We start from the raw sequence: 15257 nt of genomic DNA on the forward strand, positions 1-15257 counted from the left end.
TTTTTACCTTACGGGAGGGAAGTCAGGTTGCTCAGGCAACCCGCCCCTTGCCCTGGATCACATCACCCCAGGCCGACTGCACCAGGCTGTTGGCCTGGCTGTCGAGCCGGTTGAGCAGGCCCATGTCGCCCGCTTCGGGGGCGAAGCTGCTCATGGCCTGGATCAGGTTGTCCACCGCCTGATGGGAGAGCGCGCTGTAGCTGCGCTCGCCGTCAGCCTGCTGCTCGCCAAGCCCGATCACCAGCTGGGCCCGATTGTCGGCGAAGTAGTTGCTGAAGGTGGCACTGCCCAGCTGCTCGAACTTGCCCTGCTCGCTGGAGCCGTCGGCACGACGGTTGACCAGCAGTTGCAGATCGTAGCCGCTGCGCTTGAACCAGAGATCCCGCCAGCTGACATCGTTGAAGACGATGAAGTCCTCCTTGCCGATGTCCTGCACCAGGTTCTCTATCACGGCGCCACTGAACACGAAGCTGTCGACACCGGTGCCACCGCTGAACTGGTTCTGGTAACCGCCCAGCACCAGCAGGTCATCGCCGGCACCGCCATCGAGCTGGCTGAACTTGGCGACCTGGTCGGCGATCAAGCGATCCCGGCCGTCACCGCCCCGGATGGTGGCGTGATAGCCCATCAGCTTGACCTGGTTGTTGCCATGCTCGGCCAGCAAGCGGTTGTGATTGCCGAACACCATGGCAAAGTCATCGCCCTCGCCGAGCCGGATCTGGTTGTGATGACCTATGGTCACCGTGAAGTCCTGATCCGCGCCGGCATCGATCTGGTTGTAGTTGCCGGAGGTCACCAGATAATCCTGGCCTGCGCCCCCTTCTACTATGCCCTCTTCACCGAAGATGAAGGCCTGATCGTTGCCCTCGCCCATGAAGGCGCGGTTGACACGGCCGGCCAGCACGGCGACGTCGTCACCCTGCCCGCCGAACATCATGTTCTCCCGTCCCATCATGATCCCGGTGTCCTGACCGGCGCCACCGGTGAAGATGTTGGAGGTCCCGGTGGCGTAGAAGACATCGTCCCCACGACCACCCCAGAAGTTGTTGTTGTCGCCGAGGTAGGCCCCCAGATCCTTGCCGTCTCCCCCCCAGTTGAAGTTGTAGTTGCCAAGGGAGACATGCATGTCGCCATCTCCCTGCAGATGGCCACTGTTGCGCAGGAAGTCGAATGTCTGCTCCTTCATGTTGAGCAGATCGGCCGTCAGGTTCTGCTTGAGGTTCTTGGCCAGCGCCACCACCTCCGCCTGCTTGTCCCGGTTGAACAGGGTGGCAAACAGGTTGGGCAGGCTCAGGGCGTTGAAGCCGAAGGCCCGCTCCTCGGTGGCGGCTGGCAGCGCCGCCGGCTTGGCGTCGTTCCCCTGCTGCACCGTCACGGTCCCGGACTTGGCCTCTTCGGGCGCCTCGTCCTGCAGGCCGTGGGTACGGGCAAAGCTGCTGAGGGCATCTTCCCCCAGATCCAGCCCGGCCTTGAGCTGATCGAGCCATTTGGCCGGATCGGTCAGGCTCTTGAGCTGATCGCCACCAAACTCGGCGATGACCCCCAGCATCTCCTGCAACAGGGCCGGCGCATCGATGGCCGCCCCATCACGGGCCACCAGCTGGCCACGGGCGTTGTAATCCACGCCGAAGATGTCCGCCAGCGTGGTATCGGCCCCCACCCCAGCCAGACGACCCAGCAACCGGTTCTGCAGCTGGCGCGGCAGATCGGTCGGGGTGAAAGTAAAGGTGGTCTTGGCCTGCCCGCTGGCGGTGAACTCCTGGGTCATCAACCCGAACAGGGAGCCCAGGTTGGTGTCCAGGATCGCCTGGATGTTGTCACCGAACACGAAGTTCCAGTTGCCCGTGGTGACCTGGATATCGGCCCCCTGACCGGCAACGGCAAAGTTGAAGACCAGCTTCTCGTTGGCCTGGCGCAACTTGCCCGCCCGGTCCAGAGGGCCCTGCGCACCCTGGCCACCGCCGGAAATGCGCTTGTTGAACTCCTTGTTGAGGGTCGCTTCAAGGTCGCTCTTGAGCCCGCGACTGCTGCGCTCGTTGCCGCTGTCCAGGGTGGTGAGCGAGCCGTATTCGACGCTGCTGGTCTGATCCAGACCGGCCATGTCGGCCACGAACTTGTTGGCGCCGGCCAGGGTCCACTGATCCCACTGGCTGGCAACCCAATCCGGTTTGGCACCGTCACCGGCGATCTGCTGCAGGGCACCGGCAATGCGGGCGGCCCCGTCAAACGGATTGACCAGCGGCGGAGTGGGGATGGATTTCTCCAGCATCACGATGAGATCGTTGCTGCGCCCCAGGTTGAAGCTGACGTTGCGTTGCCCAACGAACAGCTGGGCCCCTTCCAGCGCCCGGTAGCCGGCGATGTCGACGCTGTGTTTGCTGTCGCCATCCCCGATGTGCACCATGACGTTGTTGTCGCCGAAGGCCAGCGACTTCATGCCGCCCGTGCCTACCTTGACCCCCAGGTTGGTGGTCCCCCAGTTGAGGGCGGTGAACTCGCCATCCCCCACGTTGACCTGAACGTTGCCGGAGTAGCTGACCGCACTGCTGGTCTGGCTCGATGCCGTCTCCGGCTGGCGCTGTTTCTCGGGTGCGACGAAGGTCTCGTCGTTGTCGGCGATGGCGCCCCGGGCACGGCTTTCGCCCTCGCTCTGGCCCACTTTCGCCAGGTCGATGTCCCCTTCAGCCACGCCGCCGCGCACCCGCTCGTTGTACACCACGGGTTCGCCGGCTTCGTTGAGGGTCAGCACCACCTTGTTGGCGGCCACCTTGCGGGCCCAGACATCCGCCTCACCACGGGTGTGCTTGCGACCCCCCTGGTCCACCGCCACCTCGCTGCTGCGAGCCGACACCTGGGTACGGATCCCCTCGTTATCCAGCGCCTGGATGAAGCGACGGGCAAAGCCGGCCTGCAGGTCGTCGCTCACCAGGGAGCAACCCACCAGACTGATGTGGCTCGGTTTGGTGGTCACGCCGGCCTCTTGTTGCAGACGATCGACCAGGCGGCGCAGACGTCCGGCCAGCTCGTCGGCACTGTAGCCACTGAGGCGGCTGTTGTTCTGTCCATCCTCATCGCGGCCATGGCCGACCACCTGCCAGCGGATATTGCCGGCCAGCTGAGCCGGATCGCCATAAACCACCCGATAGTTGCCATCTGCATCCAGCTGCACCACCACGCTGTGGTCGGGGTGTTTGCCGGCCAGGCTGGCCGCGGCCTTTGCGGCCACAGGATCATCTTCGGTCTGGATGATGATCTGGCTGGTGAAGCGGGTCTCGCCCCCCTGGTTGCCCGGCGTCACCTCAGGTTGCTGCCACTGGTTGACCCGCTGGTTGCGAACCGGCTGGTCTTCGCCATCCAGCGCCGCTACCGGCGTCCACTTCCTGCCGACATCGGCGTACTCGACCCGCTGACTGACATCGTCCGCCTGCAGGTGGAAGCGATTGTCCGCATCCACCTTCAGGGCCGGCAGCCCCAGGCGATGGGTGATGCCGGGTACGAAGCCTTCGATCCCCTTGTGGGACCCCAGGTGGGCACTGCCGTAGATGGCGACGAACTTCTCGCCGGCCGGCAACTTGCCCAATACCTCGACAGCGACGTTGTTGGCCGCCCCGGCCCGGTACATCAGGCCGTGTTCGGTGCCAGCGATGGCGGGTCTGGCGGTGCTGCCATCGTCCAGCGCCACGATCCGCATTCCCCGCTCCCGGGCCCGCTCGAACAGGGAGGGCTCCAGGTGCTTGTTCTTGAGCATGCTCGTCAGCTCGGGAGACATCTCTCCCCCCGCCAGATAACGGTCGATCAGCGGCTGAGCCAGCTCACTGCGCAGGTGTTCCAGAGCGATGACAGTCACCCCCTGGGTCTTGAGCGCATCCATCTGCTCGTTGACGAACCGCAGACCGTTGACGTCGCTACCGTGGGTTTCGCCGATCAGCAGACCGTTGCGGTTATCCAGCAGGCGCGACAGCTGTCCGGCCAGCGTGCTCTCCCCGTCCAGCTGGTTGTTCAGCGTCCGCAGGGCATCGCCACCATAGCGGGCATCCCAGGCCGCCACATCGGTCTGCTTGCTGCTGTGATAGATGTTCTCGATCTGCGCGATGCGGCGGGACTCCAGCTCGCCGAGGTAACGGCGGTCACCGAACTTGTCCAGCATGATCAGCTCGGCGGAGAGCTCAGATCCGGGGGCTGCCTGCTTGGCGGCCTCCTTGATGAAGTAGACCGCCATCTGGGCGGACTGCTCCCCCGTCATGTCCTGCAGCTCCTGGTAGGAGTAACCCAGATGCAGCACCTTGCGGGTGTCGTCCAGCACGGCCCGGTTTAGCAACCCTTTCCCCTGTGCCTCGGTCAGCCACTTCTTCAGATCATCATGCTGTTCGCCCAGCGCGATGTGGAAGCGGGCATCAAACGGCAGATCCGCCGGCACGACCCCCTGGTACCCAGCCTTGGCCGCCAGATAGGGGTCTTGCGCCGCCCAGCGCAGCACCATCTGGGTGAGACCCGGATGCTGGCCCTGCGCCTCTTCGGCGGCCTTGCCGATGACAATGGCAGCCAGGTCCGGGCGGGTCTTGGCCAGCGCCGTCACCTCGGCCTGCAACGAGGCCAGCTCGCCGCGATAGAGATTGCCGTGAAGCTGACTCTGCAGCTTGCTCAGCGCCGGGTTTCTGCCGGAACCTTCGTGCTTGACCAGGTAGTCGTCGATCAGATTGTTCAACCGCAATGCGGCTTCTACTTTGGCCTGTCCGCTGGCACCGTGCAGCGTGGCGAGCTGATCCAGGATCTGCTGATAAGACTCGCCAATGGGCTTGGCAAAGACCTGGGCAGCTTTTTTCAACTCATCCGGGCTGTAGACGTCGGCAAACAGCCTGGCTGTGCGCTCCGTCACCCCCGTTTTGCCCGACAGCTCCGCCATCGGACTCTCGTCAAATACCGGCAACTGCAGGATCTCCTGCAGGGTGACCTTGTTGGCCAGATCCTTGGATGGCTTGAAGCGGGCGAGCTCGGCGCCGTTCATCTCGCTGACCCTGAAGAACAGCGGCTTGCCATCCGGCCCCGGCTTGAGGTGGTAGCCATTGGCCATGTCCAGCCCCTCTTTGCCGAAGAAGCGGGTCATGTAACGACTGAACTTCTCGGCGGAGGAGAATTCGACGATGCCGGCATTGGGATCGTAGAAGCCGTAGATCCGGCCAGACTCTCCCTGCTTGGCCCAGGCCGCCATGGCGTGGCCCGGCGCATCCAGCTCCAGCAACACGGGGGCATCGCTGCCCTTGGCAGTCAGCTTGGTGAGCACGGTGTCGAGCGAGATGGCGTTCTTGCCCTCCCACTTCTCCTTGACGATGTCGTACTTGATGCTGCGCAGGCTGTCGTAGTTGTAGGCGGCCGGCGTGTTGGTGTGGATCTCCGCCAGGCTGCCCACCAGCTTGCGGGCGTTGTCCAGCTCGGTAGCCGAGTAGCGATCCGGGTTGTTGATGACCGCCGCTGCGGAGTAGAGCTTCTCCATCATGCGCCGCGCCAGATCGGGTTGCCCCTCGCTCTCCAGCTGCTTGGCGACCAGCACCAGCTTGGAGAGGGGATCGCAGCGCCCGCCGAAGCCGTCATCCGCCAGATTGAGCAGCAACAGCTGGGGAGCCAGATGCTCTCTGGCATATGGATCCGTGCCACCTTGCGAGGCCACGTCTCGGAACAGACGGTTGGACTGCTCAATCCTGGGTTTGATGGTGCTCTTGAGCGCCCGGTTTTCGATCTCCCAGGCCAGCGCGCCCTGTTGCTGTGGCGTCAGGGTCGGCTGGACGAACAGGTCCACCAGCTGAGTCATGCTCATGTCGGACTGGAAGCCCTCGATCACCTTGCCGGCCAGCCCTTGCTGATACCCGGTCAGGAAGGCCTTGGTGGTACGGATGTCTCTGGTCGCCCCGTTGCTGCCCACCTGCGGGGTGAGCGCCTCCTGGTAGCGCTTGAGATCGCGTCTGATGGCCTCGATGCCCTTGAGCGGCGCCTCAATGTCTGCAGCCGGCGGCGTGCGGTTGAACAAGTCACCCACGATCTGCTCGGCGTACTGGCCCATCAGGCGGTTGCTGGCCAGATGGCCATAGAAGGTCTGCTCACCGCTGACCTGATAACCGGCCACGGCCAGCTTGGCCCGCAGCTTTTCCCCTTCGCTGCCGAGCCCTTCGTTGTCGGTCAGCAGCATGATGGGCGTGCTCTTAGGCAGGCCGTCGAGGTTTTTCTCCACCGAGAAACGACCGTTGATCGCCTTGGCGATCGCCCCCACCAGACCGCCCGGGTTGGGCAGCTCGTGGGCCTTGATCGCCTTGCTCATGCTGGGCATGGGGCGATCGAGCAGCAGCCCGCCCACCGGCTTGCCCTGCTCGGCGGCATAACGGGCCAGATCGGCGGCGATGGGGCCGCCCATGGAGTAGCCATGGATCAGGATCTTGCCAGGGGCCACCCCACGATCTTCCACCAGATAGCGGAACATGGTGCGGGCATCCTGATAGACCCCCTGCTCGCTGGGTCCGCCATCGCTGGCCCCATAGCCGCGCAGGTTGACCGCCAGCATGTCGATGCCCTGCTTCTGGTAGTGGCTGCGAACCGCATCGGCCTGCTCCTCGGCGGAGGAGCCCGAACCGTGCAGGAACAGCACCACCTCGGGCTTGCCATCCTGCGGCGTCCCTGGCTGCTCGGCCCCCTTGTGCAGGTAACCGGATAGACGGCCGGCATCCCCTTGCAGGGTCACCTGCTCGGCCTCGCCCTGGCTCACCGCATGGTCGAGCAGTTGGCGGGTGATGTCGCCCACCTGGCGCCGCTCATCGCGGGTGCCGTAGAGGTTGTCATTGAGGAAGCGGGTCAGCGGGTTGAGCGGCTGCTTGTCCAGCGGCGCCGTATCGGCATCCGCCGCGCCCGGACTCTGGTCCCCCGGCTTGTGGCCACCCAGGGCCTGCAGTCCGTTTGCCTCCTCCGCTTGATGCTCGGCGGTGAGCTGGCTCCATGCCTCGGCATGGTTGGCCATCACCCACTCGGCCTTGTGGTTGGCAGAGGCCACCTTCTTGGCATTCTTGACCGGCGGCAGCCCCTGGCTCTCCCGATAGGCCTGATACCAGCTGTCGAAGTCCGCGCTCTGCTCGACCAGGTTGTTAACCGCCGCCACTATGGTGCGGCGACTGACCGGGTCGAACTGGTCGAGGGTCTTCACCTCTACCCTGGCGGTCGACTCCGACTTCGGCACAAACTGGCTCAGCTCGTTCGGCACCTGACGGAACTCGAACAGGATGGCCGGTTCCGGGTGCTTGCCATCCCCCGTGGTCGCATTGTTGATGCCATGCCCGGCCACTTCGCCACCAAACTTGAAGTAGTCATAGATGTTCTGTGCCAGCGCCGGTGAATAGGCCGACTTGAGGGTCGCCAGGATCTGCTCGGACACCAGCTTGCGGTCATGGGCACTGAGCAGCGCCAACATGGCCACCGGCTTGGTTCTCGGCAGAATTTCCCAGGCATTCTTCACCTTGGGATCGGTCAACCCCTGGGCGTTGGGCGTGATCCCCTCGGCCAGCGGATCCCAGTCATTGATGTGAATGCCGTATTCCCGGGCCAGATCGGCCGTCTTGCCGTAAATGGAGGTGAGGTAGGCAAACACATTCTGTGCGGTGGTCGCATCCTCCCACTGCACGTTGGCCGTGTTGGACAGCAACAGCTCCTTCAGCTCGGGGTGATACCAGGGGGCGGACTCCAGCAGCCGGATCTCCTGGGACGAGCCGGTACCAAACGCCTTGGCACTGACCGCCACGGTCGCCTGCTGGCCGCTCGGCGTCATGCCGATGGTCTGCCCCTGACCGTCACGGGCGGCGCCATTGCCGGCGGCGATCACGTGGTTGGCATTGGAGATGACCAGGGTGAAGCGGCCATCCTCGCTCACGAGATCGGACAGTCTGGTGTGATTGGTCTGGCTGATGTGCTGGGTGAACTCTCTGGCAAGCCAGAGCATGGCCTCCTTGCGCGCTTCCACCGCCTGCTGATCCTGCATCTCGCTTGGATAGGTCACCAGCTCGATGGTATGGGTCTGCCACTGGTTGATCCCTTTGACATCGCTTATTCCGGCGGGATTGGTGTACCCCCCCTGGTTCATGTCCTTGGTCAGCATGAACAGCGGATTGCCTGCAGCGTCGTGCACGTAGCCAAACTTCTGTGCCGAGTTCTTCGGCAACGCCACCACCAGCCCAGTCAGCTCGTTCTCGATGCCGATGGAGGAGCCGTTGAAGTGACTGCTGAACTCAGGCACGGCCTTGCTGCCCGTGCGGGGGCCATGCAGGCCGGTGAGATCCACGGCCGCCGTGGCCAGTACCTCATGCTGCTGCACCGGCTTGCTCGCCGTGGCTGTCGCGTGCGCCTCCTCCTGCACCAGGCTCGGTGTTGGGGTCGGCGTTGGAGTCGGGGCCACCGGCGGTGTCGCCGGTTGACGGATCCCGGCATTGATCTGCAGGCGGTTGACCGCCGCCAGCGCCCCGTCGAGGGCGGACTGCTCCTGCTCGCTCAGCCCGGTGGCAGTGTCGATGGCCGAGGGTTGGACCTCATCAGGAGCCGATACGGTGCCGATCGCGGGCACATCCAGCTCGCCGGCCTGCGGCAGGGGCTGTGCGGTGACCGAGGGCTGGCCGGGCTGGGCACCCTGGCGGTTCGGCTTGTCGCCGCTCTGCTTGAGGCTCGCCGCATTCTGTTTGGCCTGGTTGGCCTGCAAACCGGCCTGGCTGGCCGCCTGCTCGCCGGCGAGCTGCGCCTGGCTGGCACTCGCTTCGCCCTGCTGCTGCCGCGATGCGGCCTCCCCCTGGCGAGCCAGCGCGTCGAGACGGCGCTGTTCGGCCTGGGCGGCCCGCTGCTGGCCAGCCGCCTCGGCGTCACCTTGCAGCTGTTCGCTGCGCTGCTGACCCGTCTTGGACTTGGCCAGCGCGCTATCGACCTGCTGATGCTGCGCCTCATGGCGGAGCCTGGCATCTTCGATCGCCGTGCCGGCCGTGCTGCCGGCATCGTCCAGATCTTCCTGAACCGTGCTCAGCAGGTGGTCGGCAAAGCCGGTGCGCCAGTGCTGGCCGGACGGCTCGCTCGCCGCGTCAGGGGTTCTGACCTGGTCAAACTGGCGGGCCAGCGTATCGAGCTGCGCCGTCATGTCGCGGGCTTCCGCCTCGATGGCGGCACGCTGCTGCTGGCCATTCTCCGCCAGCTTCTGCTGGTCGGTAGCCTCCAGCTGGGACTGGCTCCCGGCGATGGCGGCCAGCTGCTGCGCCTTCTCCTGCTCGAGCCGCTGTTTGTCGGCATCGGCACTCGCCTGATCGCCTCTCGCCCGGGCGGCGTTGTCATCTTGCGCCAGCTGGGCGCTGACCTGGCCTATCTCGGCCTTGCCGGCGGCGGTGGCCACCACGTTGTCGAGCAGGTAGCCAAGGCCGTTGTTCTCACCGGTGCCGCGGAACGCCAAGGTATTGGCTCCCTCTCTGGCCGTCAGCGTCAGCGCCTTGCTCTGCCAGCTGCTGGCGTCCCCTTCGCTGGCAAACACCCGCTCGCCATTCCACAGCACCTCGATGCCGTGTTGCAGGGAAATATTGGCCCGACGGGCAAAATCAAATGTCAGGTTGACGGTCTCGCCCGCCTTGAGGCCGGCAAGATCCTGGGAAATCTGGGTATTGCGGCCAGTCGACAGTTCGCTGACCCGGGCACCGTGCCCGTCGGTCGCCAGCCCGTAAGTGGCGGCGGAAAAATCGGCCTCGATGCCGGCGCCGGCATGTTGCCAGCCGTGCGCACCCTGTTCGAAATCGCCGTTGACGATGAGGTTCTCGCCCCCTCTGGCCAGCCCCTGCTCATCGAGCTGCAGCGCCTTGTCCATGGCCTGCTCGTCGCGCTCGCCGGCCTGGCTCACCTTGCCGGTCAGACTGCCGGCCAGGGCGGATTTCACCTCGCCAATCTCGTCCAGACCAAAGCCGCTCAGTCCCTGTACCTCGCCCAGGCTGGCCGCTTGCGGGGTCTTGATCGGGCCATGTTCATCGCCCTGCACCAGATAGTTGATGGCCTGGTTGCCCGCGCTGCCGAGCAGGGTCTGCTTGATGTTGTCAAACAGGGTGCCGAGCTTGTTGCTGCTGGTATTGCTGCTGGCGATGGCCAGGCTGTAGAAGTCGCCGTTGCCGATCTTGATGGCCACGTTGTGGCGGGCATAGGCGGCCGTGATGTCCAGCCCGTCGCCGATCTGGACATTGGCATTGCCCTTGCCTTTCATGACAGCAACGTTGAGGCCGTTCCCCACCTTGGTGTTGAGGTTGTAGTCACCCCAGGCCAGGTTGACGGTGGTGCCGTCACCCACCTTGACGTTGTTGTTGAACTTGCCGTAGGCGGCCGTCACGCTCAGACCGTCCCCGACCGTGGTGGTCTGGTTGACCTCCCCCTTGGCGAGGGTGACCTGGATGCCGTCCCCCACCCGGGTGACGATGTTGGCCTTGCCAAGCAGCGCCTGATAGCCTTCGCCATCCCCGACCTGGGTCACTATGTTCGCATCGCCCTTGGCCAGCACGACCTGACGACCATCCCCCACCTTGGTGATAACGTTGGCCTTGCCCCAGGCGCCGGTGTAGCCATCGCCGTTGCCGACCTGGGTGACCAGGTTGGCCTCCCCTTGCAGCACGGCCACTTCACGGCCATCCCCCACCTTGGTCAGCACGTTGGCGCGGCCCTTGGCGAAGCTGTAGCGATCGCCGTTGCCGACCTGGGTCAGCAGGTTGACGTCGCCCCAGGCGCCCTGCACCACCAGCCCGTCACCCACCTTGGTGATGAGGTTGGCGCGCCCCTTGGCCAGGCCTATGGTGCTGCCGGCCCCGACGTGGGTCATCACGTTGCCCACTTCGGAGATGAGCAGGCCCACCGTGGTGCCGTCACCTATCTTGGTCAGCAGGTTGCCCTTGCCCCACAGCACGCCGGCGGTGGTGCCATTGCCCACATGGGTCAGCACGTTGGCATCGGCCTTGGCGATGGCGCCGAGGAAGTCATCCCCCACCTTGGTGATGATGTTGGCCTTGCCCAGCGCCAGCACGCCGGTCAGACCGCTGCCGACATGGGTCACTATGTTGGCCTTGCCGAACAGGGCTGCCAGCGTGGTGCCGTTGCCCACCTTGGTCATCACGTTCAGCTCGCCGGCAAACAGCCCCAGGCTGGTGCCGTTGCCAATGTGGCTGTAGACGTTGGCCTTGCCGATCATCAGCGCGGCCGTCAGGCCATCCCCCACCTTGGTGAACAGGTTGGCCTGCCCCAGCATGGCGGCGAAGGTCTCGCCAGCACCGACGTGGGTGAAGACGTTGGCATTGCCCACCATGGCGGCCAGCGTCATGCCGTTGCCCACCTTGGTCGCCAGGTTGCCCTGGGCCAGCATCAGCGCTACGGTCAGGCCGTCACCGATATGGGTGAAGACGTTGGCCTTTGCCACCATCAACGCCAGTGCATTGCCATCGCCCACCTTGGTGAAGACGTTGGCCACCCCGCCCATCAGGGCCCAGGCATCGCCTTGGCCTATTTGGGTAAACAGGTTGCCGGCGCCGATCATGGCGGCAATGGCCGTGCCGTCGCCCACCTTGGTAAACAGGTTGCCGGCGGCCCCCATCACACCCAGAGTGTCGCCGTTGCCGACATGGGTCAGCACGTTGGCGCCCCCCAGCATCACGGTGGAGAGATCGCCATCGCCGACCCGGGTCAGCACGTTGGCAGCCCCCAGCAGCAGCGCCTGGGTATCCCCCTGACCAATCTGGGTCAGCACGTTGGCGCCGCCCCCCAGAATGGCCTGTACCTTGCCGTTGCCCTTCTTGGTCAGCACGTTGGCGCCCCCCAGCAGCACGGCGCGGGTATCGGCAGCCTCGTCCCCCTGGGTGACGTGAGTCAACACGTTGGCCCCGCCCAGCAGTCCGGCCGTCAGCTGACCCGCGCCGAACTTGGTCAGCACGTTGGCACCGCCCACAGACAGGGCATCGAGCCGGCCGTTGCCGACCTGGGTCAGCAGGTTGAAACCGCCCCCCGCCAGCCACAGCCCCTGGCCATCGCCCAGCTGGGTATGGGTGTTGTAACCGCCCAGCATGACCACCTGGCTGTCGCCACGGCCCTGCTGCACCGAGATGTTGCCATAGGCCAGCAGACGGGCCAGGTACTCGCCATCCCCGCTGCGCACCAGCACGTTGGCCGCACCGGCGGCATAGACATCCATCCGGCCCTGGGCCCCCTGGTGGACCAGCACGTTGGCAAGGCCCGCCCCACGGAACACCAGGTCGCCACGCTGACCGCGCTTGATCAGCACGTTGGCCGCACCGGCACCGTTGAAGTGGATGTTGCCCTCGGTCACGTCGGATTCGATGACGTTGCCGCCACCGGCGCCGTCAAAGAAGATGTCACCCTTGCTCTTGCCGCCACTTTGCTGACGGGGCAGCAGCAGCTGGCTGGAGAACTCGCGGGTGGCCGGCAGTCGATCCGACACGGCCGTGACGGTGTCGAGCTGGTAGTGTACCTCGCTCAGGGAGTAGCCCCCCGTCCCCATGGCGGTGAAGCCGGTACGCTCCGATATGACCTGATCGGCCAATCCCGCCAGGTGGTTGCCCTCCTTGTACCAGGCCTTGGCGAGGTACTTGAGCGCCCCGGTCTCCCGGTCGTTGGCCAGCTCCACCACCACTATCTTGGTGTAGGGGCCAAGCTGCTTGGCAAACACATAGGTGTTGGCCTGCACCCGGGATTTCAGTGCGCTCACGTCGACCTTGGTGCCATCCTCAAAAATGGCGTAACCGCTCATCTTGGCGCTGGAGAGCGTCACGTCGGCCGCCGCCACGTTCACCCCGCCACCGTAGTTGATCCAGCTGTTTTCGGTCAGATCCGCTTCCACCGCCTCCAGCTTGATGCGCTGGCGCCGCTCGAACACCAGATCGCTCAGCCGATAGGCGCCGTCGGTTTGCGTCGAGATGAAGCCGTTGTGCTCGTCGATCTGACGACCGGCCAGCCCGTCGAGCTGGTTCCCCTCCTTGTACCAGGAGGTGGCGTGATAGCGCAGGGCTCCACTCGCGCCATCGTTGGAGAGCTCTACCCGGTTGATCTTGGTGTACATGCCATCGAAGAAGGCAAACAGGTAGGTATTGGGCTGCAGGCTGGACTTGATGGCCGTGACGGCCTGGGACTGGTTGATCCAGCTGCCGCCCATGGTGGCGGTAGTCAGCGCGATCTCGTCGGCACGGGCGCCGGCGAAGGGGGAGCTGTCACTGTCCGAGCCCTTGCGGGAGAGATGGTTGTAACCCCCCGCCCCCTTGAAGTGGATGTTGCCCTCGGCCACGTCCGACAGCAGCCGGTTGTAACCACCGGCCCCGTTGAAGTGGATGTCGCCACGGGTCTGCAGGTACTCGTCCTGCTCGTTGCGCAGCCGGGAGAGCTCGTTCCAGCCGCCGGCCCCGTTGAAGCTGATATCCCCCTCGCGCCCCTTGCGGAACACCTTGTTGTAGGCACCGGCCCCGTTCAGGGTGATGTTGCCGGATTCCACCAGGGAGCTGATGATGTTGGCCGCACCGGCCCCCGAGAAGTGGATGTTGCCCTGCGAGCCCTGATACTGGCTGTGCCAGGTGCGGTCCAGCTTGTTGGCCGCCCCGGCGCCGCTGTAGCTCAGATCGCCGCGGTCGGTCTGGTGCCAGAGCTTGTTGTAGCCGCCGGCCCCCTCGAAGCTGACGTTGCCGCTGATCCCCTTGCGGGTCAGGAAGTTGGCCAGCGCCGCCCCCTGATAGCGGATGTCGCCGTCGCGCCCCTGGTGATCGATGTTGGTCGCCCCGCTGGCACCGGCAAAGTGAACGTTGCCGGACTGGGACTTGCTGATGTCGGCGTAACCCGCCGCCCCCTTGACGGTCAGGTTGCCGGAGTCGTCAACCACCTTGAGATAGGCGGCACCGCCATAGACGCTGTCGTTGCCCGTACCGGTATAGACGGTCGCACCGATGGATCCGACCCGGATGGTGTCGTCACCACCATAGGCACGGATGACGCCACCGAAGCCATAGGCATCGATATCATTGTTTCCGTCATCTGCCGTGTAATTACCGGTAAAGAAGTACTCAATACTTCTCCATACACTCTTTCCCATGTATTAACTCATTATGATTAAATGGAAAACCACTGCACCCTGCGAACACATTGGCCATGCTCGGCATGAACATGACCACGCACGGTGCAGACCCGCTGCCCTTTCCATGGCAAGAATATCCGGCGACGCAGATCGCTCACCACGGCGCGGGCATGTCCGTATGGCGCTATCATCTCCGGAATAAAAATATGGTCGCCGGATTGCCAATCCTCACGGATCAGCTCGCGCTCGGCGGCCAGCAAGGTGTTACGAATGGATAAAGAGACAAACGCCCAGTTACAAAATGCAACCGGGCGTCCGTGTGAGTCTTCATAATAGCAGAACTGGTTCAACTCAAATGCTGGCAATATACGTTGCTGCCACTCGGCGACGGAATAACGCCGGTGCAGGGAGGAGTGCTGACTGAGCAGCATGACTCCTCCCAACATATGTTGTTTTTGTTGCCAGTTCGGTTCCGTTGGTTGCAATACCAAGTGCATTGACTCCCCAAACCGGAAATTTATTTCTTCTTGCGCGGTGCAGCCTGTGCAGTGGCGGCAGGAGCGCTTTCCTGCACGTCGGCAGGGGCGGCCGGGATCAGGCCTGCGGCAATCAGCTTGTCGAACTCGGCGGCCATGCGCGGATCTTCAAGCATGTTTTTTATCATTGAAACCATATACATAAAGCCAGCAGCCGGCATGTGGACCGTCTGTTTCAGCGCCAGCTCATTGTCACTTTCCGCCATGACGCCCTGCGCCATCTTGAGCGGATCCTGACCGACGAAATAGAGGGAAAAAATACCCTTGTTGTAGTTGACGCTGGATACTGTCTGTACAAACTGCTCTGTCATATAAATTCCATTATCAATAAATATAAGGTAAAACAAAAAACAAAAATTCCGCCAAAGATAAATCAACATGGCGCTAACATCTCATTTTTCGCTATATTTACCATATTTGAAAATATTAGCCGGTTCAATTAAACAATGATTCAAAAATAGAGTAATTACGTCAAAATAAATATCAATGAACTCATTAAGGTTAATTGAGGCACACCTCTTGGGAACACGTCAGGATATATGAACTCAATAATTTATTATGGAGTTTGTCAGTGTATATAAAATTTGACAGGGAATTATCGGCTCGTTAGTATGCGCGCCCTGCCT

At 63.5% G+C, this 15257-nt stretch carries 3 protein-coding genes; all 3 read right to left on the reverse strand.

Going from position 1 to position 15257, the window contains the following annotated elements; all coding sequences use genetic code 11:
* Nucleotides 1-31: 31 nt before the first annotated feature.
* Nucleotides 32-14113, reverse strand: a complete 14082-nt coding sequence (gene rtxA, locus AB5Y81_RS07250; RefSeq protein WP_279484644.1) for an MARTX multifunctional-autoprocessing repeats-in-toxin holotoxin RtxA — start codon at nucleotides 14111-14113, stop codon at nucleotides 32-34.
* A gap of 17 nt (nucleotides 14114-14130) precedes the next feature.
* Nucleotides 14131-14526: a toxin-activating lysine-acyltransferase gene (locus tag AB5Y81_RS07255; RefSeq protein WP_269429463.1), complete on the reverse strand. Its 396-nt coding sequence runs from the start codon at nucleotides 14524-14526 to the stop codon at nucleotides 14131-14133.
* A gap of 86 nt (nucleotides 14527-14612) precedes the next feature.
* The gene (locus AB5Y81_RS07260) at nucleotides 14613-15011 is read right to left on the reverse strand and encodes a hypothetical protein (RefSeq protein ID WP_019839631.1); all 399 of its coding nucleotides are present in this window, start codon (nucleotides 15009-15011) and stop codon (nucleotides 14613-14615) included.
* Nucleotides 15012-15257: the final 246 nt, after the last annotated feature.

This window comes from Aeromonas sp. s2, assembly GCF_040907935.1.
GTDB lineage: Bacteria > Pseudomonadota > Gammaproteobacteria > Enterobacterales > Aeromonadaceae > Aeromonas > Aeromonas dhakensis.

Bases quoted from the DNA above. Each gene is read 5' to 3' on its own strand.
- rtxA (WP_279484644.1), bottom strand. From the start codon at position 14,113: ATGGGAAAGAGTGTATGGAGAAGTATTGAGTACTTCTTTACCGGTAAT.
- AB5Y81_RS07255 (WP_269429463.1), bottom strand. From the start codon at position 14,526: ATGCTGCTCAGTCAGCACTCCTCCCTGCACCGGCGTTATTCCGTCGCC.
- AB5Y81_RS07260 (WP_019839631.1), bottom strand. From the start codon at position 15,011: ATGTTGATTTATCTTTGGCGGAATTTTTGTTTTTTGTTTTACCTTATA.